Here is a 22,003-nt window from a genome sequence, read left to right as displayed (position 1 = left end):
CGGGGGCAGGGGCGACCATGGCGGAAGCGGGCGATGATGCATCGGGCACGGCGGAGCCGGGGGACTCGCCGCAGCACGGTCCGGCTCCTGATCGTGGCAAGAAAGCCAAAACACCCCGAGCCATCCGGCCCCCGTCGCTCGCAGACGCACTGATCCCGCTGATCTGTCTCGCGATCCTGATCGCCGGAAGCCTGGCGCTCTTCGGACTCGACGCGTTGGACGGTCCAATCCAGGTGGCCCTGATCCTCTGCGTCATGATCACAGCGCTGATCGCGCTCAAGAACGGCCATTCGTGGAGCCGGGTCGAGCACGCCGGGCAAACCGCGCTGTCGTCGTTGACGAGCGCGATCTTCATCCTGCTGGCAGTCGGGGCCCTGATCGGCACGTGGAATCTCTCCGGCACCATTCCGACGCTCGTGTACTACGGCATTCAGGTGCTGTCGGCCTCCTGGTACTACGCGGCATGCGCGCTGATCTGCGGAATCATCGCGCTGTGCATCGGCAGCTCGTGGACCACGGCCGCCACGATCGGCGTCGGCATGGTGGGCATCGCGGGGATGCTCGGCGTCTCGACCGCGATCACCGCGGGCGCCGTGATCTCGGGCGCGTACCTCGGCGACAAGCTGTCTCCACTGTCGGAGACCTCGATCCTCACCGCTCAGATGGTGAAGGTCGACATCTACAAACACATCCGGGCCCAGGCATGGACGTCGATTCCCGCCTTCGCCATCGCGTTCGTCGCGCTTCTCGTCATCGGATTCGCCGGAGCGCCTGCCGTGCATGCACCGCTCTCCGAAGAGGTCGAGCTCGCCAGCCTGAACGGCATCTACTGGATCACCCCGCTCAACCTCCTGCCGCTCCTTCTGTTGATCGTGCTCTCGATGCGCAAGGTGCCGGCACAACTCGCGTTGATGACATCCGCCGTCTTCGCCGGCATCCTCGGCGCATTCACCCAACCGTCGGTTATGCACGATTTCGTCACGGGCTCGGGGCAGGGCCCGGTGCTCGGTTCCATCAAGGGCATCTGGCTCGCGATGGCGAACGGGTTCCGTATCGATACGCCGTTCGCGGACATCAATCGGCTCCTGAGCCGGGGCGGCATGGAGAGCATGCTGCTCACGATCCTGCTCATCATCGGCGCCGTCACGCTCGGTGCGATGCTCGAGGAGTTCGGACTCATCTCCAGAATCCTCAACCCGGTCATCGCGGCGGCGAAGTCTCGCGGCGCTCTCTACCTCACGGTGTTCGGCACCGGATTGGGTCTCAACCTCGTCGCCGGCGACCAGTACATCGCCCTCGTCCTGCCGGCGCGGATTTTCCGGATGGAGTTCGAACAACGGGGTCTCGCACCGACGAACCTCTCCCGGCTGGCCGCCGACAGCGGTACAGTGACGTCCCCGCTCGTGCCGTGGAACTCGTGCGGCGCCTTCATGAGCGCTGTCCTCGGCGTGGCGACACCGCTCTACCTTCCGTTCGCCATCTTCAACTATGCGAGTCCGATTCTCAGCGTGCTCTACGGCGTGACCGGTTTCAGAATCGAGAAGCTGCCTGAGGCCGCGACGGATGCCGCAACAGCAGCCGACGCCGACCCTCCCGTCTGACTCACGCCCGGCGCCGGCCCCGAGTGAGCTGTCGTCTCAGAAGTCCACAGCATCACGAGAGATCGGACACGTCATGCAGTGGCCGCCACCGCGTCCGCGTCCCAGTTCAGCGCCGACGATCGTGATTACCTCGACGCCCGCTTTGCGAAGTTCCGTGTTGATGTGGGTGTTCCGGTCATAGGTGAAGACGACACCCGGTTCGACCGCGACGGCGTTGTTGCCGCTGTCCCACTGCTGACGTTCTCCGGAGTACCAGCCACCGCCGGGCTCGATGGCGCGCAGGGCGGGCAGGCCGAGCGCATCCTTCACGACGTCGAGGAACGCGTCCTTCTCGTCGGTGACCTCAACCGTGCCGTCGTCCGCCGGGCGCAGCGAGAACGCGTGGATGCCGTCGACGATGTCGGGGTAGTACGTCACGAGATCGCGGTCGGCGAAGGTCATCACCGTGTCGAGGTGCATCGCAGCACGCAGCTTGGGCATGCCCGCGACGACCACCCGCGTGGCGGTACCCGACTCGAAGAGCTTCGCAGCGACCTGCGTGATGGCCTGACGGGAGGAGCGTTCGCTCATGCCCATCAGCACGGCGCCGTTGCCGACCGGCATGATGTCGCCGCCCTCGAAGGTGGCCTGACCCCAGTCCTGCTCCGGGTCGCCCCACCACACGGTGTTGCCGGTGTAGCCGGGGTGGAAATCGTAGATGGCCTTCATCAGCAGCGTCTCGTCGTGTCGTGCCGGCCAGTACAACGGGTTGAGCGTGAGACCGCCGTAGATCCAGCACGTGGTGTCACGGGTATACAGCGTGTTGGGCAAGGGCGGCAGCAGATATTCGTTGACGCCCGTGGACTCGCGGGCCAGAGCGACATAACCGGGTCGGAAGTCATCCGGTAATTCACGCGTCGAGAGTCCGCCGATGAGATATTCGGCCAGAACGGCGTTGTCGAGCGACTCGAGAAAAGAACGAGTATCGGCCAGAAGCCCGAGCCCGACCTCGTTCGCGGTCACCTTGCGGTCGAGGATCCACTCCTTCGCTCCTGGCACGCCGAGCGTCTGCGCGAGCAGGTCGTGCAACTCGACGACGTCGACACCGCGGGCCTGCATCTTGCTCACGAAATCGGCATGATCCCGTTTCGCGTTCTGCACCCACATCAGATCATCGAACAGCAGGTCGTGATTGTTCGTCGGGGTCAAGCGTTCGTGGGCGAGCCCAGGGCGGCACACAAGCACCTTGTTGAGCTTGCCCACTTCGGAGTACACGCCGTATGGCTGGTTCGGCATCGGGGATCCTCGGTTCTCTGTCTCGGTTCCGGTCGGTTGGTCAAGTACACCGCGAGGGCGCCACGCGTCAGTGGTCCAGCGTCGGTCAGTGCTCCAGGTAGTCGACGGGCGCCGGCGGAGCGATCTCCACGACCCCTGTCGCGAGCAGAACGATGCCCACGATCGCGAACACCACGAGCACGATGAACACGACCCAGCCTGGTCGCGTGAAGATCCTCACGCGCTCCCCGGGCAGCGCCGACGCCTGTCGCTCCCGTCGGGCGAAGTAGTACAGCACCGTCGCCGGCGCGAGCAGGATGCCCGAGAGGATCATGAACACGTACCCTGCCGCCCACATCAGGAACAGCGTGTACACGGTCGAGATGATGGCGATCACGAGCTCGCCGACTCGGCGGCCGGGTTTGTCGCGCGCGTATCCGTCGCGCTGAAGTGCGATCTTCACCGCGTATCCACTCGCCAGCGCGTAGGGCACCAGGGAAAGCGCGGCCGTGAGGTCGAGCGTGAAGTCCAGGGCGTTGTGCAGGAACTGCACGACGAACAGGATGATGGTGACCAGGATCGACGTCCACAACACCGCGTTCGCGGGCGCGTCGTGTTTGTTCAGCCGACCGAAGTACTTCGGCATGTCCTTGTCGCTCGCTGCGGCGAACACCACGTCGGCGGCAAGCAGCTGCCACGCGAGATAGGCGCCGAGAACGGAGATGATGAGGCCCACGCGAATGAACGCGCCGCCCCACGGGCCGACGGCCGCTTCGAGCACGCTTCCCACTGAGGGCTGCGGCAGCTGAGCGATCTCGGCTTTCGGGAGGATGCCGTACGACAGGATCGAGATCGAGGCGAACAGCGCCAGCACGGACAAGAACCCGATGACCGTCGCCTTACCGACATCCGACCGCTTCTTCGCGTGGCGAGAGTACACGCTCGCACCTTCGACGCCCAGGAAGACGAAGACGGTGATCAGCATGGTGCCCTGAACCTGGCTGAAGAGGCTGTCACCGCCCGGCAAGTCGTATCCGCCTGTCAGGTTGTCGACGAACACCTGGGGGTGGAAGAAGAAGATCACCAGGACGAGGAACAAGGCGAGCGGCACGAGCTTCGCCACCGTGACGATGGCGTTGATCGCCGCGGCCTCCTTCACGCCGCGAACGATCAAGAGGTAGAACGCCCACACCGCGACCGCCGAAATGGCGAACGCCGGCCACGTGTCGCCATCGCCGAGCACCGGCTTCAGTCCCGGGAAGAGCTGACTGACCGTCGTCATGATGAGGATCCAGTAGAAGGCGTTGCCGGCACACGCCGACCCCCAGTAGCCGACCGCCGACAGGAACCCGGGATACACCCCGAACCCCTCGCGCGCGTAGACGTAGACGCCGTTGTCGAGCTTCGGCTTGCGGTTCGCGAGGTTCTGGAAGACCAGGGCCAGCATCAGCATGCCGACGCCGGCGACGGCCCACGCGACCAGCGCGCCGACCACACCCGTCTCCCGGGCGAATCTCGACGGAAGGTTGAACACCCCCGCACCGACCATCGAACCCACGACCATGGCGGTCAGGGCGGGAAGGCCCAGCTTGCTTGACTTCGTTACTGTGGCCGTCTCCGTCGACATCGGTGGGAGTCTCCCTCAAAGCTAGGTGGAGCCGTGATCGTCGCTTTTCATCCTTATCCTGGCCCCGGCGCGCGCACCACTGGGGAGGAAAAATGAACATCACCCGTTTTGCGTCTTCGCTCTCCTACGGCGACATCGGTCCGGATGCGTCTACTGCGCAGGCCAGTAGCGTGAGCGTCATGATTGCCGAACCGTTCCGCATCGACGTGCCCGACGAAGTCCTCACAGACCTACGCGACCGCTTGTCGCGCACCCGTTACGCCGCTCCGCTCGGCGGCGGCTGGTCGGCCGGCATCGACTCGAGCACGCTGCACGAACTCGTCCGCGCCTGGCTCAACGACTTCGACTGGCGGGCGCAGGAAGCCCACCTGAACTCCTACGACCAGTTCGTGGCGCAGGTGAATGAGCACAGCATCCACTTCGTCAAGATCGCCGCGGCGGGCTCTGCGGAGTTGCGCGTTCCCATCCTGTTGCTGCACGGATGGCCGAGCTCCTTCATCGAGTATCTTCCGCTCGGCGACCGGCTGGCGAACCCGGCCGCGTTCGGTTCCGATTCGCACATCGCCTTCGATGTCATCATCCCGTCGTTGCCCGGCTTCGTCTTCTCAGAGCTGCCCGATCCGCCGCTCACCCGCCAGGCGATCGCCGACGATCTGCACGAGCTGATGACCGCGGTTCTCGGCTACGACCGTTACGCCGCATTCGGGGGAGACATCGGCGGCGCCGCGGCAACGTGGCTCGGCGTCGACCATGCCGACCGGATGCTCGGGGTGCAGCTGCTGAACGCCCCATTCCCGTCTGACACATCTTCGGTCACTCCCGAGGAACGGGCCTATCTGGATGCCGTCGACACGTACGACGTCGGCGACGGCGGCTACAGCGAGATCATGTCGACCAGGCCTGACACGATCGCAGCGGCCCTCGTCGACTCGCCTGCCGGGCTGCTCGCCTGGATCGTCGACAAGTGGCACGACTGGGTGGACGGCGACCTCGATCAGGTGATCGAGCGTGACGCTCTGCTCACCCTCGCCACGCTGTACTGGGTCACGGAATCGATCGGCACCTCGTTCCGCCAATACTTCGACTACGAGTCGAACCCGCCGCGGCCGCCCATCCGTGCACCGCTCGGCGTGTACTTGAACCGGGAACCCGTGATGCAGGGATTCCCACGATCCCTCGCCGAGCGTGCCGCACGCGACCTGCGCGAGTTCGTCGAAGCACCGGCGGGAGGGCATTTCCTGGGGCTGGAGCGGCCGGAGGAAGCGGCCGACGCCATCCGCGGGTTCGTCGCATCCCTCAGCTGACGGACTCACACCCGCAGGGTCAGGAAGTGACCTCGACGGCGAGCGCGGAGATCCGGTCCTCGAGTTCCTCCTCGTGCCCCGTGATCGTGACGACGGCGTCGCCGTTGATGACGACGAACTGGCCGTACCGACCTTCGAAGCGCCAGGCGTCTCCCGGACCGGCCCAGGTGGCGATCCCGTAGCGGTCCATCGGTGCCGGGTTTCCGGTTTCGACCAAGGACGCGTGCATCGCGTCCACCCATCCGGCGCTCACAAGACAGCGGCCGTGCCACGTGCCGCGGTCGAGGAGCAGGTCTCCGATGCGTGCCAGCTCATCGGTGCGCAGCTCGAGACCGGTGCCGCCGATGATCCAGCCGAGTGGACAGCGATGCCACTGCGGATTATCGATCTCGAGAGGATCGAAGAGCCGGGGGAGCAGCCAGTCGCGCACGTCGCCCACGACCGATCCGAGCATCCGCATGGCCACGTAGGTGCTCGCGTCCGAGTATTGGAATCGCCCACGGACCGAAGGGCGCGACAGCATCTCGGCCGCGAGGTCGGGCCAGACCACCGGTTCGTGACCGAACCATCGGAAGTCGATGCCACTGCTCATCGTGAGAAAGTCGCGCAAGGACGCATCAGGGACACCTTCGCCGAGGGGGATGCCTGTGAAGACCTCTCCGACTGTCAGGTCGAGCGAGATGAGTCCCTCGTCGATCGCGATCCCGGTCGCGATAGCGCTGACACCCTTCGACACCGAATAAAGGTTCTCTCGATCGTCACTGCGCCATCGGCGCGAGACCGACTCGTCGCCGATCCGGATGCGCACGCCGTAGACGCCCAGCCCTTCAGAATCGACGGCGGCCGAAAATCGCTCGAGAGCCGATTCAGCGGAGGCCACGTGTTCCCCTTTCGATCGCACGATGGAACAAGGGCGAGCTTAGGATGCCTCGCCCGCGCGTGACGAGAGCGGCCTCGCTCGATGTGCGCGCCGCATCCGACCGCATACGCGTCCCGCAACCAGCCCACGAACACCGATGTCGCCCTTGGGTCGGGCTCCCACGAACCCTCGTCGCAACCCCTTGAAGGTGACCGGGCCCGACTACTGTCGAGCGCAGAAGGCGTGAGGGAGTGGACTGATGGGCGAGGCGCACAGTCAGGCCCGTCGCTCGTCATTCGCCCGTTATTGGACGGCTGCCACGATCAGTTCCTTCGGCACGGCCGTGACAACGGTTGCGATGCCCGTGCTGGTCGTACAGCTGCTGGATGCGACCCCGTTCGAGGTCGGCGTTGTGAACGCGGCGCAGTTCGTACCGTATGCGCTGCTGGGGCTCCTCGCTGGCGTGTACACGGATCGGTGGCGTCGCAAGCCCATCCTCGTGTGGGCAAGTGTCGGGCGTGCTCTTTCGCTGGGTGCGATTACGGTTCTGTGGCTGCTCGGCATCCTGCAGATCTGGATGCTGGTCGTCGCCCTTCTGCTGTTCGGTTCGTTCTCCGTCTTCGGGTTCGCCGCGACCCAATCGCTGCTTCCCCGCCTGGTGCCGCGTGCGCGGCTGCTGTCGGCCAACGCACGCCTCGATCAAACGGACGCGGCCGCCCAAACCCTCGGCCCGGCACTCGGCGGTGGGCTCGTCGGCCTGCTCGGCGCGCCCGTGGCGATCGTCGTCGACTCGATCAGCTACCTCGTCGACGCGGTGCTCAATGCGGGCATCCGTGTGGACGAGCACCGACCGTCCTCCCGCACTCGGAATCTCGGCAAAGAGATCCGTGAGGGTCTCGCGTGGACATACCGTCACCGCACGCTTGGCCCGTTGGCGGTGTCGACGCACATCTGGTTCATCGCCAACGGCGCAGCGATGACGGTGCTGTCGCTCCTCGCCCTCAGGTCCCTCGGGTTCTCGGCTTACGCGTTCGGACTGTTGTTGACGGTCTTCGGCATCACCAGCCTGATCGGTGCGTCTCTCGCGCCACGGTTCGGTGCGCGACTCGGACCGGGACGCGTGATAGTCATCACGCGCGTGGCCTACCCGATCGTCTGGATTCTCGTGGCGATAGCCCCTCCAACGGTCGTCGGCGGGGTCCTCCTGTTCGTCGCGCTGGCCCTCCAGGGGCTCGCCATGGGCACAGAGAACTCACCCGAGCAGGTTCTGTGGCAGACACTCACGCCAGACGAACTCCTCGGCCGCACCAACGCAACCAGACGCTCGGCCAATCGAACCCTGGCTGCGATCGGAGCCCTCGCCGGTGGCTTCCTCGTCGGGCTGATCGGTCCCCGACTCACGCTCGTCGGAATGATCCTCGTCTTCGCGGTCGCCGCGCTCACCGCGGTGCTGTCGCCACTACGCGAAGCACGCCCGGCTAGTCGACCGCCGACTACGCGCGAACAGCCCGGTCGCTAGAGTCTTCGGATGGCGCACCGCACCCTCCTGCCGCGATCATCGCCGGCCGCCGTGGGAGTCTCCTCTCGTGCGATCGGTGCACTTCTGGACAGGCTCGGCGAGCGCTCGATCGAGTGTCACTCGCTCATGGTCGTGCGCGGCGGACGCGTCATCGCCGAGGGCTGGTGGGCGCCGTACTCGGCGGAACGCCCCCACCTGCTGTACTCGCTGACGAAGTCGTTCACGTCGATCGCTGTCGGGCTGGCCGTCGCCGACGGCGTGCTGTCGCTCGAGGACCGCGTGGTGGATCTGCTGCCGGACCATGTGCCCGGCGACGTGTCGGACCAGGGTCGTCGCATCACGGTCCACCATCTGCTCTCGATGACGGCAGGGCACCCGACAGACAGCCTCGAAGAGGCCTGGCAACTGGAACCGAACGACCTGGTCAAGGGCTTCCTGCGGATGCCAGTGGCCACGGCAGAGGGAACGCGTCACACCTACGACAACGCGACGACGTTCATCCTGGCCCGGATGGTGGAACGTGCCACCGGCCGCAATCTTCCGGAGTTCCTCGACGAACGGCTCTTCCACCCCATGGGCATCGAGGATGCCGAATGGGACCGAGTGGGCAACGGTGCCGCGTTCGGATTCCACGGGCTGCACCTCAGGTCCGAGGCGGTCGCCGCGTTCGGTGAACTGCTGCTGCGTGGCGGTCGCTGGGGCGACCAACAGCTGGTTCCGCGTGACTGGGTCGAGCTTGCGACCAGCAAGCGAATCGACAGCCGACACTATGCGGAAGGTGCTGACGGTGCCGATTTCCTCTGTGGTTACGGCTATCAGTTCTGGATGTCGCGCCACGGCTTCCACGGCAGTGGCGCGTTCGGACAGCACTGCGTGGTCGTCCCCACCCATGATCTCGTGGTGGTCGTGACCTCGGCCCAGCGCGAGGTTAGACAGGCGCAGGACGTGCTCGACGCCATCTGGGAGTGCCTGCTTCCCGGCATCGAGCACGCGGACAGTGCGCGCGACGACGGGTCCCTGGCGGTGCGGATGCGCAGCCTGTGTCTGCCGCTGGTGCAGGGCTCGGCTGGACCGCTGCGATCCTTCGCCGCAAGGCTTGACGCGTCGGCCCAGGATTCCGCCCTGCCTGATGGCACCCCAGTACTGCTTGAGCACATCGACGGCGGCTGGCTGCTGCGTTTCGAGGGCCTCTTCGCTGTCGAGATCGGCCATGAGAGATGGAGGGAAAGCTCGCCTCTCAGCCGCCCGGTCTGCGCGAGCGGCGGCTGGCGGGGGGACGTGTTCGCCGCAGACCTCTACATCATCACCAGCCCGCACCACGTGCGGCTCGTACTGGATGCCGACGCGCAGACTGCGGTCGCGACCTGGACCACGGTCCCCCTCACCGGTCCCGACCTTCTCGTGCACCTGCGTTCACCACTGATGACCCGACCTGACGTCGAGCTCAGCGCGGTCGGACCGCAACCGCCGACGTTGGTATACACGTCAGCGTTCGGAGGACCCCGCCGCCCGTACGAGTCCTGAGCCCAGCGGCAAGAGACTGTGACGCATGCCGTTGCGGTCGCGAGTCGAGGTGATCAGGCCGACCGATCGCAGAGTCGAGGCGTGCTCACTCGCTGACGCCACTGATATGCCGAGGCTGGCAGCCAGCTCGGTCGTCGTCAGATCCGGCCGGAACCCGATCGCGACGAGAACGCGGGCCCTGGTCCAGCCCAACAACCTCACCAATCGTGGACTTGTGGCGGCGTCCGACGAGTCGAGAGGAGGACTTGCGCAGATCGGATATCCGATCGTCACCGGCTCCCAGGGATTGATCATCGTGGTCACCGTGCGCATGCGCCCGATCCCGGGAACCAGCACGATCCCTTGGCCGTGTCGCTCATACTCGCCGTCGTAGCTGTTGCCGCTGATCGTGAGCACTGGCCGTCGCCAGTGGACCGAAGGATGAATCGTCGACAGCACGTAATCGAGGCCGTGATCTTCTAGCTCCTGGCGGCGGCGATCAGCCTCCGCGCGCAACCTTCGGTGCGCGTCGCCCCACGAATCGCCGTACGCGGCACGATGGAACGCCAACACAGCATGAATGACGCGAGCACCTACTTGCCGGTCCCCGGCGACGAGCGCATCGACGATCTCGCTGCGGCCGGCGAACGGCTCGAGGTGCCGCGAGTCCCGAGCCACGCGCCAGGCTGGTGCGGACATCGCCAGGTCCAACTCGTCGCCGATGGAATTGTCGTCGCTCATCGGTGACGGAGTCAGGAAATCGGGCACATGGAATCCGTCGAGTTCCAACAGCCGTGCCAACGGCGCACCCGGTCTGCCCGCGCGCCGTACAAGCCGCGACCGCTCGGCATGAACCACGGCCGGCTCGCTCGACCCAGCCGCCAATGCCTCTGTGATGGTCTGGAACAGAGGGGAGACACTGATGCGGATCGCATCCAGGTCCGAAGAGGAGAACAAGATTCTGAGCATCGAAAGTCCGATCGCTAACGAATCACGAGCAGCCTAGCGAGACCGTTATCGGATGTCATTCGGCCTGGCCCGAAACAACTGGCGGCTCCGCCTGACCACTGGTTCTCTTGGAGGGTGTTCAGCTCGCAAGTCTGACCGATCAGGGAGCATCAACAATGGGTCGATTCGTCAACTCCACGTACATCACGCTCGACGGCGTCATCGAGAATCCGCAGGACTGGCCGTCGCTCGGCAGCTTCTCCGAGAGTGGGAATCGCATCCAGACCGAGTTGCTGCTCGCGAGTGACGCCGTCCTCATGGGACGACGGACGTACGACGGCTTCCTTCCCGTGTGGCCCACGATGTCGGGCGACCCGTACAGCGACCGCATCAACGCGATGCCGAAGTATGTCGCCTCCAGATCCCTCACCAACCCGAGCTGGAACAACACGACAGTGATCGAGAGAGACCTCGTCGACCGGGTGGCCGAGCTCAAACGTCAGACAACCGGCAATATCGTCCAATACGGCTTCGGCGACGTCTCGCGCGAGTTGCTGCGCGCCGGACTGATCGACGAACTGCGGCTGTGGTTGCACCCGTTCTTCGTCGGAACCGGCGGTACTGACTCACTGATCTACCGAGACTCACTCGCCGCCACCTTCGAGCTCACTGACACCACACGCCTGGACTCCGGCATCGTCATTCTCAGCTATTCGAGAGCGGCGACCCACGACGAGCCATGAGTACCTCGACCGGGCTATCTTTGTCGCCGTGAGCGATGACCCCTGGGCCAGCACGAGCCTGGCGAATCTGTTCGTGGATGAGACGTATGCCTCTGTGAAGGGATACGTGCGCACCTACGTGCTGCACCACCACCTGTTAGAGCATCTGCCGAAGCCGCCGGCCAAACTGCTCGATGTCGGCGGCGGTGCGGGCAACCAGTCATTCCCGCTCGCCCAGGCCGGGTACGACGTCACGATCCTCGACCCATCCTCGGCGATGCTGGACAAGGCACGGCAACGCCTCGAGCTCTTGCCCGTCGACGCGCAGCAGCGGGTGACGCTGCTTCAGGCCGACGGCGAGCACGCGTACGAAGCTGTGGTGGGCCAACGATTCGCCGGCGTCCTGTGCCACGGGGTGCTCGGGTACCTGGAGGATCCCGAGCCGTTGATCGCAGAGCTGTGCCGGTGCGCCGAGCCCGGCGGCATCGTCTCGATCATGACCGGCAACGCCAACGCCATGGCAGTCCAACCCGCACTCGAAAGACGGTGGGCTGACGCGCTGGCATCCTTCGACGTCCGCACCGGGATCGGCGTGCTCGGAGTTCGCGGACGCGCAGACACAGCGGAAGAACTCAGTGAGATGATCGCACGTCACGGGGTCGATCCGGAGCGCTGGTACGGAACGTGGCTGTTCGTCGATTGGCTCGAACTCGGCGGAACCAAGCTGGACCCGACCGACACGACAGAAATCGCGGCCATCGCCGCCGTCGAGCTCGAAGCAAGCCGACGCGATCCGTATCGCCAAGTCAGCCGCGCCTTCCACCTCATCGGTCGGAAGATCCGGGATTCCTGAATCTCGGGTCGGCGGTGGGGCACTACTACCAGGGAAGATGCCGAATTCCTACACGTGGGCGCACCGTGACTCACGTGCGGATGGGCTGCTTGGGTTGAGCCGATATGGAGAGGTGCCGGAGCCGTGGGGGAATCGCCGGGAGGTTACGAACGCATGGTGATGATGGTCTTGCCCTTGTGTCGCTGGGTTGGGTTCAGTGCCGCGAGGGCGTCATCGAGGGTGCTCACCGTGCCGATGTTCGTGCGGAGGCGGCCGTCGCGCGCCCGCTGCGCGATCTCGGCCAGTTGAGCACGGTCTGACTCGACAACGAAGTCGATGGTCCGTCCGTTTTCGGGCCGATGCTCGGTCGGGCCGACGATCGTGACGAGCGTTCCGCCCGCTCGGATGACGTCGGCCGACTGCGCCTGGACGTCGCCGCCGATGACGTCGAATACCAGGTCGACTTGCCCGACGTCCTTGAGGTCGTCGCTGCCGAGGTCGAGGAACTCGTTGGCGCCGAAGTCCAACGCAGCCTGACGGTCGGTGGCTCGGCCGGTGCCGATCACGTAGGCACCGAACTCGCGAGCGAGCTGAGTCACTGCCGATCCAACTGCGCCGGCCGCGCCGTGAGCGATGACCGTCTGTCCTGACCGAAGGTGTCCGTGTTGGAGGAGTCCTTGCCATGCGGTGAGGCCGGAGATGGGAAGGCTCGCACCCGCCACGAAGTCCATATCACCGGGCAACGGGGCGAGATTACGCGACTCCACCGCCGTGTATTCGGCCAAGGTGCCGTCGCGATGCCAGTCAGTGATCCCGAACACACGCTGTCCCAGGGACAGTCCGGTGGTGCCATAGCCCAATCCGGACACCACTCCAGCGAACTCGTGGCCGATCACCGCCGAAGTGCGGTCGTGGCCGGCGCGATCAACCCAGGTAGAGGGCCACTCCCACTCGGCCGGGACGAATCCCGACGCATGTACCTCCACGACGACGTCGTTGATCGCCGGTTCCGGCTCAGGCAGTTCCGCCAGCGTCAGTCCGGCGGCTTCGGCGGTGTGGTCCGTCGCAATGATCGCCTTCATCAGTTCCTCCTCATGTCAATGCGCGAGATCGGTGTTCGAGAGCAGTTGCAGATGGGCCAGCGACACGTCGACCGCGGCCGCCATGGGAGCCACATCACCGGCGGTCTGCGCGAGCAAGTACCCGCCCTGCACTGCCGCCACCAGACCGGTCGCGAGCTGTGCGACATCGGCATCCGCGGGGATCAACTCGTTGCTCTGGAAGCGGCGGAGGACATCCTCGAAGAGCTCCCCCCACGTCGTGAACAGTGCCTGAAGCTGTGCGCGCGCAACCACGTCATGATCTGAAACCTCGTTCGCGAGTGAGCCCAGCGCGCATCCGTACCGGCCCTGCTCGAGCGCGTTGTTGGCGATGAGCCCATCACGCCAGCGTTTCAGTCCCGCGAACGACTTGACCTTGCCTAGGCGTTCGCGCTCCCCGCCGACGGTGCGCTCACCCACGTACTCGATGACAGCACGCACCAGTGCCGCTTTATCGGCGAAGTGGCTGTAAAGCTGCGACTTGCTCACACCGCTGGCACGGACGATGTCGTCCAGAGTTGTTCCGCCAACTCCTCGCACGCGCATAAGTTCGGCGGCCGTCGAGACAATGCGGCCCCGCGTTTGAACTCCACGCGCGGTCCGTTGCGCGGGCTGTGCTGCGGTCGTCAGAATTTCTTCCACGCACCCATTGTACGCACACAATGGACTATATCGTCCATTTAGAAGACGAGGAGATCGATATGACAACAGACCGACGAGACGAAGCCCCCGATCAGAACGAACCCCTTCAGCACAGCCAGAAGGACTCGAAGGTCGAGGGAGCTGTGGAGTGGCTCGACGAGAGACTCCGTGGAACGCGGGATCACCACGCTTCTCCTGCCGCGACCGACATCACCGAACGACGAACGCTTTGACGCTGTACTTCAGCTCGCGATCTGAGCTCCCCAGGCCAGCCGTCACCCGGCCGCCGTGTAAGGAGTCCGGCATACGACGACGCTCTGCTGAGCGCCTTTGTCGCGGGATGAGCAAGCGCGCCAAACAGCTCGGGATCCGTTCGCTGTCAGGCCGATTCTCTTGCACGACAACACCCATCATCGAGCGGGAATCGATCGTTCGCGAGGTTGGCTGCATTCGCCGTCGGTGACCACCTCTACCATTCACACATGCAGACGGACGCTTTGGACAGCGGTACGCACCTCGATGAGCAGCGGCAGGCCCACCTACGCAGGCGCTTGACGCACAACCTCATGGCATGGTTGACAACCGTTGACCCTCGCGGACGTCCGCACTCCGTGCCTGTGTGGTTCCTCGTGCTTTCCGACGAGCAGATCTTGGTGTATTCACGGTCAGGCAAGCAGAAGCTCGATAATCTCGCGGCCAATCCCTGGGTGTCGCTCACACTGGATGTCACGGATATCGGACGGGATGTCGTTCGCATCGAAGGTCAGGCTCGTCTCGATCCGAGTCAGCCGGCAGCCGATCAGAACGTCGAGTATTGCGCAAAGTACGCCGAACGCATCGGTGCGCTGTTCGACACCCCGGCCGACTTCGCCCAGCAGTTCAACGTGCCGCTCGTGATCACACCGCGACGCGTGTTCGCTTAGGCAAAGGTCCGCGAATTCCTACCTGTCCCACCGACGACGTGTTTCCAAGTGAATCCGCGTGCGTGCGTCGGGCTACGGCGCGGAGGTAAGGTCTCGACGCTTGATGTATCCGTTGCTGCTGACGACGCAGTTGGCTGGGACGTCTTTTGCAATGACGGCCCCTGCGGCGATGACGGAACCAGCACCGATGCGCACTCCGGGTGTCACGGTCGCGTTCGCACCGATCCAGACGTTGGACTCGATCACGATAGGCGCGACGGTAATGCCGTCGAACCGCTCCGCAGGCTCGACGGGATGCCCAGCGGTGCTGAGTGTGACGCCGGGTCCGATCATGGTTCGATCGCCGATGGTGATTCCGCCGAGATCGTAGAACGCGCAATTCTGGTTCACGAACACCCGGTCGCCGAACTCCAGGTTGAGACCGTAGTCGCAATAGAACGGCGGGTACACGGTAAGTGTCCCGGGTACAGGCCGGCCGAGTATCTCGCTGAGAAGCGCCCTGCGCCCATCGATGTCGTTGTGGCGCAGCACGTTCAGGCGCGAGGTCAGATCCATGACCAACTGAACCCTCTCGACCACGGCGCGTGACTCGGGAGTCCGCCTCGGGATCAGACGTTCATTTCGCATCGTCTCATGATGACACCGCACTCCTTGCACGCTTGGCATCGGCGCGGGGCCCTGACGACGGAACATCCGCAGGCTGGCCCCCAAGGCGAGCGAGCCCTCATGACAGCAGTACCGAGGGCCATAGTGCGCCTGCGAGCAGCGTGTGCTGCGACGAGTTCGACGGTGGGAGCGTTCCGGGTGCGAAGTTTCGTGTCGGTGGCAGAGGAATGGGTACACGTTGGCCCCGGCTTGACGGCCTGACTTGGCCCCGATCATGGTCACTATGTTGTGTTCGTGACCTCATACGATTCTCAAGCGACAGCGCGTTCCGCCGGGTCCGGCGGAGGAGACTCGAGCAGACCGTGGACGGAGCTTGCCTCGGGTTACGAACGAGCACGAGCCAAGGAGGACTCACTCGATCGGCTTGTCGAGTGGCCCGCGCAGCGCGATCTTCTCGGCGACGTCGACGGGCTGTCAGTGTTGGATGCCGGCTGTGGGAACGGCGGCAAGGTAGCCGAACTGGTCCGTCAGGGCGGCGCGGTGGCGTCGGTCGGGGTCGATATCGGTGGCAGCTTCATCACTGCGCCACCGGCAGGTCTGGAGCTCATCCAAGGTGATCTTTCCAACCTGGCCTCGGTCCCCGGCCTTGCTGATCGATGGTTCGACCGGATCGTGTTCCTGCAATCGTTCGGGTACGCGAAGGACCCCGTCGGTGTGTTGCAGACGGCGCGGAGGATGCTCGCCGAGGGCGGCTTCATCCTGCTGACCAGGACTCAACCGGTCCGATATGCGATCGAACGGGCCGAGCAGAATGGGACCTCGCTGGGCGAGGAGTACTTCTCCACTGCTTCGTTCTCCTACCGGCACCAGGGCTGGAACGAACAGATCAATCTCACGAAGCGGCCGTACACGATGTCAGATCTGCTCAACATCTTCAGCGCAGCAGGGTTGTGGATCGAGACTGCGGTAGAGCCCCAGATGCCTGAGGAAGCCCGCCAGCGGTATCCGCACAAGCAGGCAGTGTTGAACAAGTATCTCGGCATCCTCATGTTCAAGCTCAGGCCACTGCCGAGCTGATCGCTCCGAGAGACGTGCAGCACCCGATGAGTTCAGCGGCGGCTGCACCCGCTGTGCTCTACAGGGTTGCGATCGTGACTGTCGATTCGCACAACCTCATGTGGCGTCCGATGGCCGCACCCCACCGGCTTCAACCGCACCACTCCTGTGGCAGGGGGATGAACTCGACCACGGCCAGAAGACGGCCATCAGCTCCGGCGCCTCGGGCCAATACACCGAGGACTCCACCAGGCATCGGATGGCTGATGCTCACTGCCGTCACATCGTGCTCTCACGCGGAGTGATCGGATAGGGATCGATCAGCGGGCAGTTCGCGTACGGAATCAGGATCGGACGCTGACCGCGTTCCCAGTGCGAGGCGGCGCACTGCAGCGAGGTCGAGGATGTGCAGCGCGAGGGCCAATGGCACCGCCGTCGTCGGAATAAGCACGAGCGGGAGCAGTGTGAGTTCGGCGCTCGACGGCGTGGTGGCGATCAGTTGCGTTGCCGCGCTGAGACCGGTCAGAGCGCCAAGAGTAAGTGCGACGAGGAGGTCCAGGATGCCCAGCACATTGAACCAGACGGCGCCCCGGTGCGCACCCCGCGCCACCCGACGCATGGCGAAGGGGGCGGCGATGCCCACGGCGATATCGCCAACGCCCGCCGGGAGTGCGAACAGCCACGGCAGGCGGCCCAGCATCATGGCCAGCAGGAAGATGAGACCAGCGATGCGTAGCGTCTGGGGAGAGGTGAGGAAGGACGCTGCTCCCGACGCGCGAAGGGCCGTCGCCACAACCGGCATCCGCGACCATCCGAGCACGGCGAGCAGCCAGAGGGCAGCTCCGACCGGCATCAGCACGGTCGTGTGCGTGAAGAGGCCGGATGCCGCGGCCCAGCAGATCACGGTGATCCACACGACCGCGCAGGCCGCCGAGATGAGGACGGTGGCCACGGCGGCACGTCGATCCGAACCGTTCGACCGTGCGCCTCGATAGACGACTGCGAGAGTCACGGTGGGAATTCCGAGAACGGCCACGGCGACCAGAACGAAGAAGTACCAGGGCAGAGTAGTCATGAGTCGACCCGTTCCCGAACTAGTGTGGTGTTAACGAACATTACGTTCGACTATGGGTCGAGACCGCGGCGGTCCGCCAGGGTCAATCAATGTCCTTTGTCGGATAGGGGACGAATGCACTGATTTCGTTCCGAAACGGCACGCGGAAGGAAAGGCCGATGACCACTCTTGTCGAGGATCGCCGGGTGCGGCGATCGAAGGCCCTGATCGTGCGGGCGTTCGCCGATCTCGCCGTCGAAAAGGATTACGGACGCCTGACGGTACAGGACATCATCGACCGCGCGGACGTCGGCCGTTCCACGTTCTATGCACACTTCCGCGACAAGCAGGCAGTGCTGCTGTCGTGCTTCGACGAGGTCGAGACCGGTCTGGCCGTCTTGGCAGACAGCCCCTCGTCCACGAACTCCGCGGCGGCCAACGTGGTGCTGAACCACGCATGGGAGTACCAACGCGTCTATCGCGCGGTGTGCGCGAGCTCGGCGAGCGGGCTGGTCCAACGCCACCTTCGACAGCTGCTGCTGCCGTTCCTTGATCGTTCCCTCCCTCAGGACACCCGACCGGGCGAACGCGTCATCGCCAGAGAGTTCTACGTGAGCGCCCTCATCGGACTGCTCACCTGGTGGGTTACCACGGGATTCCGTATCGATCCCGATGAACTCGCTGCGGACTTTCAATTGCTTGCAGCGCGAGGCATCCCCGGACTCAAGGCCTGACGCGCCGGCCACTCGGATCGCGGACCCCCACTGGGCAGCCTCGCCGACTCAGCCGCCGGCTACTCGGCGCCGTTGTTTCACAAGGGGATCCTCCTCAGCGTCGCAGGTTGCGTTGCGCCCACACACCGAGTTCTTGCATCGTCGGCACAAGTTCCGCTCCGGCCGAAGTGAGCTCGTAACTCACTGTCACGGGCGGCCCCACGGCAACCTTGCGGGACACGAGTCCCACCTCGACGAGCTCGACGAGCCGGTCGGACAGCACGGTGTCGCTGATGCCGGCTACCGCTTTGCGCAGTGAGACGAAAGATGAAGGTCCAGGTCCGAGCACGCTCAGAATCATTCCGTTCCAGCGTTTGCCGAGCACAGAGAAAGCGAGCGTGATCGCCGAGTCGCACGCATGGACTTCCTGTTCAGCCTCGGGCATGCCATCCATGATATCCGTGCTACGCTCCAGCTAGTCACTTTGTTTTTATTAGTCACTAGTTTCTTGGAGTCCTCATGTCGTTGTTCCGGCTCGATGCGAGCATCACCCCCACCACATCCCAGAGCCGCGCCCTGGCCGACCTAGTCGAGGCAGAGTGGTCCGCCGAGCATCCGGACTCGGTCGTCACGCGACGCGATCTCGGTTCCTCCCCACTGCCCGCGACGGCATGGCGGGACATCATCACAAGCACGGGTGTCGCGGACCCCGACCTCAGCGACGAACAGCGACATGCCCGCGCACTCGCGACGACGCTGGTGGATGAGCTGATCGAAGCCGACGCGCTGCTGCTTGCGATTCCGCTGTATAACTGGGGCGTCGCCGCCCACGTGAAGTCCTGGTACGACATCGCCTACACAGATCCCCGCATCAGCGGCGGCGCCTTGAAGGGCAAGCCCACGGTGCTCGCCACGGTTCTCGGCGGCAACTACAGCCCAGGAACCCCGAAGGAAGGGTGGGACCACTCGACCCCATGGCTGCGCCACGTGATCGAAGACGTGTGGGGCGCCGATCTTCTGATCGTGCAGCGACAGTTCACCCTCGTTGGCGTGAACCCGGCCCTGGACCAGTTCACAGAGCAGGCCGCCCACATCAAGATCGCGGCCGAGGAACTCGCCGTCCAGCACGGCCGCTCCCTCGCCGCGCGACAACACGCGACCGCCGGATAGGCGCACCCGCTCAACCCAGACGCACGGATGCCTCGCCCACCAGCAACACGATCGGTCAGCGATGTGGATGCGTCGCGAAGAATGCCCAGATGTCCGGTGCGCCGAACCCCTTGGCGGCGACCCACGGGATCTCATGATCCATGCCATCGATGGTGACGACCTCGACAGTCCGACCGTGCGCACAGGCCGCGATCGAGCGGTGGACACCCCCGCTCTGCGTCACATTCGGCGGATCGCAGTTGTCGGACTTGCGCCACGGCGCCTCTGAGCCAGAGTCGAAGGCCACGGTACTGTCCGCCAGCCCGTGAACATGCAGCACGGAGGCCGCAGCGGGATGGTTGCAGCCGCTCTCCACATCACCGGCGATCGGCGCGATCGCAGCGAACAGATCCGTCTCGCAACCGAGCCGGTACGCCATCATCGCGCCGTTGGAGAATCCGGTGACATAGACCCTTTTCGGGTCGATCTTCGTTCGCGCCTCGACCCGCTTCACGACCGAAGTGAGGAATGCGACATCGTTCGTGTCGTTGTCCGCCGCATCGCCGCAGCAGCCGCCGGCATTCCACGATCCGTCGAGTCCATCGGGATAGGCCGCCACGAACCCGTCAGCGTCGACCAGCGGATCAAAGCCATAGCCCATCGCCAAGGCTCCGCTTCCGGGGAACTCGTGCAACACCAGCACCAGCGGCGCAGGCCCGGCGAGATGAGCCGGCACGTGGACCGTCACCAGACGGCCACCCTTCATAGCGACTGCATGGATCCCGGCCTTCAGCGGCGGCTCGGCTGGGGCGTGGGCCGAGCATCCGGCGAGAAGGCCGCCGAAGAGCAGGATCATCAGCGCGGCTGCAACCGCCCGCAGGTTCGCACGCATCACGGAACTGCACTCACCGGCGTCGGCATGGACACAACAGTCGGACACCGAGAAGGTCCGCGTCAAGCGGATCACGCTGCCTTCTGGAGTGAACAACGAAGTAGGGTGCCCACCAGCTCTCGGCGATAACGCTCCCCGTGGCGCATCACCGTGATCGAGTGGCACTCGATCTGCTGGACCCCGATGTGATCGAGGAAGGCTTCGAGCGCGTCCGATGGGCCTTTGATGTCTCTATGCCCTCGCGGATGGCGAAGCCGGCGATCATCTCTTTTAGCCGGCCGTCTTCTCGACCTGCTCGAGCCAGGTGGTCGTCGACGACGGGTCGTCGCTGGTTTCGAGGATCGCGTAATGCTCCATGAAATCATCGGCGGTCGCGCCGTGCCAGTGCTCTTCGCCGGGCGGTGTGTAGACCGTCTGACCGGCGTGTGCGACCAGGATGGTGCCATCGCGTCCGCCTATTTGTGCGGTGCCGCTGACGATGTGGAGGTATTGGCCTCGGGCATGGGAATGCCAGGCCGTGCGGGCGCCTGGGGCGAACCGGACGAGTCCGACGGTGGTGCGTTGATCGGCGTCGTGCGGTGCGACGATGGGGGTGAGCCAGACGTCGCCGGCGAACTGCTCAGGCGGGTTCTTGACCGTCGGTTGCTGTTTTTCGATGTTCACGATCTTCTTCCTTCAGCGGCGGCGGGCGTGGGCGGTCAGCTCGGTAGCGCCGTAGCTGTTGTCGTCGGGGTTGATTGTCACGCCTGGGGTGACGATCTCATCGATGCGGTCAAGGACGTTGTCGCTGAGGTCGAGGTCGAGGGCGGGCAAGTAGGACTCGAGCTGTTCCATCGTCCGCGGCCCGACGATCGCGGAGGTGACGGCGGGATGCCGGATCACGAACGCGATTGCGAGTTCGATCAGGCTCGTTCCGTTCTCCTCGGCAAGGACCGCGAGGTCTTCGACGACGTCGAGCTTGCGCAGGTTCGCGGGTTGCGACATGTCGAACCGTGCCGGCGGTCGGTTCGCCGAAGCCGGCGTGCCGGGTCGATCCTTGCGCCACTTGCCGGAGAGCCATCCACCGGCAAGCGGACTGTACGTGAGGCAACCCATACCGTGACGCTGAATGGTCGGGAGAACATCCTCCTCGATCCCGCGAACCAGTAGCGAGTACGGCGGCTGCTCCGTCACGAACCGCGACAGGTTCCGGTCACGGGCGAGGACCTGCGCTTCGACGATCTGGCTGGCTGAATACGAGGAGGAGCCGATATAGCGCACCTTCCCCTGGTGCACGAGGTCGGTGAGTGCAGAGAGCGTCTCCTCCACATCCATCGTCGGGCTGGGGCGGTGCACCTGGTAGAGGTCGATGTAGTCGGTGCCGAGCCGGCGCAGCGAATTCTCAACCTCGCGGATGATCCACTTCCGGGATCCGCCTGAGTGGTTCACGGTGCCGTCGTCCATCGGCATGAAGAATTTCGTGGCGAGGACGACATCGTCGCGACGACCCTGCAATGCCGCACCGACGATCTCCTCGGAGCGGCCGGCGGAGTACACATCGGCGGTGTCCACGAAGTTGATGCCCGCGTCCAAGGCGCGGTGAATGATGCGGATCGCGTCCTGCTCATCGTCGTTGCCCCACGGCCCGAACATCATCGTGCCGAGGCAGAGGGGGCTGACCTGCACTCCAGTGCGGCCTAGCAGTCGATACTCCATGAGT

General features: G+C 64.7%; 23 protein-coding genes. 11 read left to right on the top strand and 12 right to left on the bottom strand.

What is annotated here, in order from left to right:
- The first annotated feature begins 17 nt into the window (after nt 1-17).
- Nucleotides 18-1,601: a Na+/H+ antiporter NhaC family protein gene (locus MJ603_RS00990; protein WP_243061797.1), complete on the top strand. Its 1,584-nt coding sequence runs from the start codon at nt 18-20 to the stop codon at nt 1,599-1,601.
- 36 nt (nt 1,602-1,637) lie between these two features.
- Here MJ603_RS00990 and MJ603_RS00985 read toward each other — a convergent pair whose 3' ends face one another.
- Both MJ603_RS00985 and MJ603_RS00980 read right to left on the bottom strand, forming a co-directional pair.
- A complete protein-coding gene (locus tag MJ603_RS00985; RefSeq protein WP_243061796.1) occupies nt 1,638-2,876 on the bottom strand; it encodes an arginine deiminase in 1,239 nt (412 codons plus the stop codon).
- Between the two features lie 85 nt (nt 2,877-2,961).
- Nucleotides 2,962-4,482 carry a basic amino acid/polyamine antiporter gene (locus MJ603_RS00980; protein WP_243061795.1) on the bottom strand — a complete coding sequence of 507 codons (1,521 nt, stop codon included), beginning with the start codon at nt 4,480-4,482 and terminating at the stop codon, nt 2,962-2,964.
- A gap of 179 nt (nt 4,483-4,661) precedes the next feature.
- On the opposite strand from MJ603_RS00980, the gene MJ603_RS00975 reads away from it, so the two are divergent.
- Entirely contained in the window at nt 4,662-5,786 is a 1,125-nt protein-coding gene (locus MJ603_RS00975; RefSeq protein ID WP_243061794.1) for an epoxide hydrolase family protein, read from the top strand.
- Between the two features lie 19 nt (nt 5,787-5,805).
- Here the strand turns inward: MJ603_RS00975 and MJ603_RS00970 are convergent, their stop codons facing one another.
- On the bottom strand, nt 5,806-6,666 hold the full coding sequence (locus MJ603_RS00970) for a serine hydrolase (protein ID WP_243061793.1): 861 nt from the start codon (nt 6,664-6,666) through the stop codon (nt 5,806-5,808).
- Between the two features lie 238 nt (nt 6,667-6,904).
- Here MJ603_RS00970 and MJ603_RS00965 point away from each other — a divergent pair, with 238 nt between their 5' ends.
- On the top strand, nt 6,905-8,164 hold the full coding sequence (locus MJ603_RS00965) for an MFS transporter (protein WP_243061792.1): 1,260 nt from the start codon (nt 6,905-6,907) through the stop codon (nt 8,162-8,164).
- Between the two features lie 9 nt (nt 8,165-8,173).
- Nucleotides 8,174-9,688 carry a serine hydrolase gene (locus tag MJ603_RS00960; RefSeq protein WP_243061791.1) on the top strand — a complete coding sequence of 505 codons (1,515 nt, stop codon included), beginning with the start codon at nt 8,174-8,176 and terminating at the stop codon, nt 9,686-9,688.
- Here MJ603_RS00960 and MJ603_RS00955 read toward each other — a convergent pair.
- The gene (locus tag MJ603_RS00955; protein WP_243061790.1) at nt 9,650-10,636 is read right to left on the bottom strand and encodes a helix-turn-helix domain-containing protein; all 987 of its coding nucleotides are present in this window, start codon (nt 10,634-10,636) and stop codon (nt 9,650-9,652) included. The genes MJ603_RS00960 and MJ603_RS00955 overlap by 39 nt on opposite strands.
- A gap of 155 nt (nt 10,637-10,791) precedes the next feature.
- Here MJ603_RS00955 and MJ603_RS00950 point away from each other — a divergent pair, with 155 nt between their 5' ends.
- Together MJ603_RS00950 and MJ603_RS00945 are read left to right on the top strand one after the other, a co-directional pair.
- Nucleotides 10,792-11,358, top strand: a complete 567-nt coding sequence (locus tag MJ603_RS00950; protein ID WP_243061789.1) for a dihydrofolate reductase family protein — start codon at nt 10,792-10,794, stop codon at nt 11,356-11,358.
- 28 nt (nt 11,359-11,386) lie between these two features.
- Nucleotides 11,387-12,190 (top strand): bifunctional 2-polyprenyl-6-hydroxyphenol methylase/3-demethylubiquinol 3-O-methyltransferase UbiG, encoded by an 804-nt coding sequence (locus MJ603_RS00945; RefSeq protein WP_243061788.1) that lies wholly within the window; start codon nt 11,387-11,389, stop codon nt 12,188-12,190.
- Between the two features lie 143 nt (nt 12,191-12,333).
- Here MJ603_RS00945 and MJ603_RS00940 read toward each other — a convergent pair whose 3' ends face one another.
- Nucleotides 12,334-13,251, bottom strand: a complete 918-nt coding sequence (locus tag MJ603_RS00940; protein WP_243061787.1) for an NADP-dependent oxidoreductase — start codon at nt 13,249-13,251, stop codon at nt 12,334-12,336.
- 15 nt (nt 13,252-13,266) lie between these two features.
- A complete protein-coding gene (locus MJ603_RS00935) occupies nt 13,267-13,911 on the bottom strand; it encodes a TetR/AcrR family transcriptional regulator (RefSeq protein WP_308220552.1) in 645 nt (214 codons plus the stop codon).
- Between the two features lie 59 nt (nt 13,912-13,970).
- Here MJ603_RS00935 and MJ603_RS00925 point away from each other — a divergent pair, with 59 nt between their 5' ends.
- A complete protein-coding gene (locus MJ603_RS00925) occupies nt 13,971-14,144 on the top strand; it encodes a hypothetical protein (RefSeq protein ID WP_243061786.1) in 174 nt (57 codons plus the stop codon).
- 249 nt (nt 14,145-14,393) lie between these two features.
- Nucleotides 14,394-14,834, top strand: a complete 441-nt coding sequence (locus MJ603_RS00920) for a pyridoxamine 5'-phosphate oxidase family protein (RefSeq protein ID WP_243061785.1) — start codon at nt 14,394-14,396, stop codon at nt 14,832-14,834.
- 72 nt (nt 14,835-14,906) lie between these two features.
- Here MJ603_RS00920 and MJ603_RS00915 read toward each other — a convergent pair whose 3' ends face one another.
- On the bottom strand, nt 14,907-15,389 hold the full coding sequence (locus MJ603_RS00915) for a sugar O-acetyltransferase (RefSeq protein WP_243061784.1): 483 nt from the start codon (nt 15,387-15,389) through the stop codon (nt 14,907-14,909).
- Nucleotides 15,390-15,728: 339 nt separating this feature from the next.
- On the opposite strand from MJ603_RS00915, the gene MJ603_RS00910 reads away from it, so the two are divergent.
- The gene (locus MJ603_RS00910) at nt 15,729-16,517 is read left to right on the top strand and encodes a class I SAM-dependent methyltransferase (protein ID WP_308220551.1); all 789 of its coding nucleotides are present in this window, start codon (nt 15,729-15,731) and stop codon (nt 16,515-16,517) included.
- A 271-nt stretch (nt 16,518-16,788) separates the two neighbouring features.
- On the opposite strand, the gene MJ603_RS00905 is transcribed toward MJ603_RS00910, so the two are convergent.
- Nucleotides 16,789-17,571, bottom strand: a complete 783-nt coding sequence (locus MJ603_RS00905) for a hypothetical protein (RefSeq protein ID WP_243061782.1) — start codon at nt 17,569-17,571, stop codon at nt 16,789-16,791.
- Nucleotides 17,572-17,729: 158 nt separating this feature from the next.
- Between MJ603_RS00905 and MJ603_RS00900 the strand changes: the two genes are divergently transcribed.
- Entirely contained in the window at nt 17,730-18,284 is a 555-nt protein-coding gene (locus MJ603_RS00900; RefSeq protein ID WP_243061781.1) for a TetR/AcrR family transcriptional regulator, read from the top strand.
- Between the two features lie 94 nt (nt 18,285-18,378).
- Here MJ603_RS00900 and MJ603_RS00895 read toward each other — a convergent pair whose 3' ends face one another.
- Nucleotides 18,379-18,708 carry a helix-turn-helix domain-containing protein gene (locus tag MJ603_RS00895; protein ID WP_243061780.1) on the bottom strand — a complete coding sequence of 110 codons (330 nt, stop codon included), beginning with the start codon at nt 18,706-18,708 and terminating at the stop codon, nt 18,379-18,381.
- A gap of 74 nt (nt 18,709-18,782) precedes the next feature.
- Between MJ603_RS00895 and MJ603_RS00890 the strand changes: the two genes are divergently transcribed.
- A complete protein-coding gene (locus MJ603_RS00890) occupies nt 18,783-19,433 on the top strand; it encodes an FMN-dependent NADH-azoreductase (RefSeq protein WP_243061779.1) in 651 nt (216 codons plus the stop codon).
- A 55-nt stretch (nt 19,434-19,488) separates the two neighbouring features.
- Here the strand turns inward: MJ603_RS00890 and MJ603_RS00885 are convergent, their stop codons facing one another.
- The 3 genes from MJ603_RS00885 to MJ603_RS00875 form a co-directional block, all read right to left on the bottom strand.
- Nucleotides 19,489-20,304, bottom strand: coding sequence for a PHB depolymerase family esterase (locus tag MJ603_RS00885; RefSeq protein ID WP_243061778.1), 816 nt, complete (start codon nt 20,302-20,304; stop codon nt 19,489-19,491).
- Between the two features lie 270 nt (nt 20,305-20,574).
- Nucleotides 20,575-20,967, bottom strand: a complete 393-nt coding sequence (locus tag MJ603_RS00880) for a cupin domain-containing protein (protein WP_243061777.1) — start codon at nt 20,965-20,967, stop codon at nt 20,575-20,577.
- Between the two features lie 12 nt (nt 20,968-20,979).
- Complete coding sequence (locus MJ603_RS00875; protein WP_243061776.1) at nt 20,980-21,999, bottom strand: aldo/keto reductase; 1,020 nt, start codon at nt 21,997-21,999, stop codon at nt 20,980-20,982.
- Nucleotides 22,000-22,003: the final 4 nt, after the last annotated feature.

The organism is Humibacter sp. RRB41 (assembly GCF_022761015.1).
In the GTDB taxonomy this organism is placed as follows: domain Bacteria; phylum Actinomycetota; class Actinomycetes; order Actinomycetales; family Microbacteriaceae; genus Humibacter.
Note: the sequence above shows the minus strand (reverse complement) of the source record. Positions and strands in the feature narration are given on the sequence as shown.

Bases quoted from the DNA above. Each gene is read 5' to 3' on its own strand.
- MJ603_RS00950 (WP_243061789.1), top strand. From the start codon at position 10,792: ATGGGTCGATTCGTCAACTCCACGTACATCACGCTCGACGGCGTCATC.
- MJ603_RS00955 (WP_243061790.1), bottom strand. From the start codon at position 10,636: ATGCTCAGAATCTTGTTCTCCTCTTCGGACCTGGATGCGATCCGCATC.
- MJ603_RS00925 (WP_243061786.1), top strand. From the start codon at position 13,971: ATGACAACAGACCGACGAGACGAAGCCCCCGATCAGAACGAACCCCTT.
- MJ603_RS00920 (WP_243061785.1), top strand. From the start codon at position 14,394: ATGCAGACGGACGCTTTGGACAGCGGTACGCACCTCGATGAGCAGCGG.
- MJ603_RS00940 (WP_243061787.1), bottom strand. From the start codon at position 13,251: ATGAAGGCGATCATTGCGACGGACCACACCGCCGAAGCCGCCGGACTG.
- MJ603_RS00985 (WP_243061796.1), bottom strand. From the start codon at position 2,876: ATGCCGAACCAGCCATACGGCGTGTACTCCGAAGTGGGCAAGCTCAAC.
- MJ603_RS00890 (WP_243061779.1), top strand. From the start codon at position 18,783: ATGTCGTTGTTCCGGCTCGATGCGAGCATCACCCCCACCACATCCCAG.
- MJ603_RS00905 (WP_243061782.1), bottom strand. From the start codon at position 17,571: ATGACTACTCTGCCCTGGTACTTCTTCGTTCTGGTCGCCGTGGCCGTT.
- MJ603_RS00975 (WP_243061794.1), top strand. From the start codon at position 4,662: ATGATTGCCGAACCGTTCCGCATCGACGTGCCCGACGAAGTCCTCACA.
- MJ603_RS00990 (WP_243061797.1), top strand. From the start codon at position 18: ATGGCGGAAGCGGGCGATGATGCATCGGGCACGGCGGAGCCGGGGGAC.
- MJ603_RS00875 (WP_243061776.1), bottom strand. From the start codon at position 21,999: ATGGAGTATCGACTGCTAGGCCGCACTGGAGTGCAGGTCAGCCCCCTC.
- MJ603_RS00915 (WP_243061784.1), bottom strand. From the start codon at position 15,389: ATGGATCTGACCTCGCGCCTGAACGTGCTGCGCCACAACGACATCGAT.
- MJ603_RS00980 (WP_243061795.1), bottom strand. From the start codon at position 4,482: ATGTCGACGGAGACGGCCACAGTAACGAAGTCAAGCAAGCTGGGCCTT.
- MJ603_RS00895 (WP_243061780.1), bottom strand. From the start codon at position 18,708: ATGCCCGAGGCTGAACAGGAAGTCCATGCGTGCGACTCGGCGATCACG.
- MJ603_RS00965 (WP_243061792.1), top strand. From the start codon at position 6,905: ATGGGCGAGGCGCACAGTCAGGCCCGTCGCTCGTCATTCGCCCGTTAT.
- MJ603_RS00960 (WP_243061791.1), top strand. From the start codon at position 8,174: ATGGCGCACCGCACCCTCCTGCCGCGATCATCGCCGGCCGCCGTGGGA.
- MJ603_RS00900 (WP_243061781.1), top strand. From the start codon at position 17,730: ATGACCACTCTTGTCGAGGATCGCCGGGTGCGGCGATCGAAGGCCCTG.
- MJ603_RS00885 (WP_243061778.1), bottom strand. From the start codon at position 20,304: ATGCGTGCGAACCTGCGGGCGGTTGCAGCCGCGCTGATGATCCTGCTC.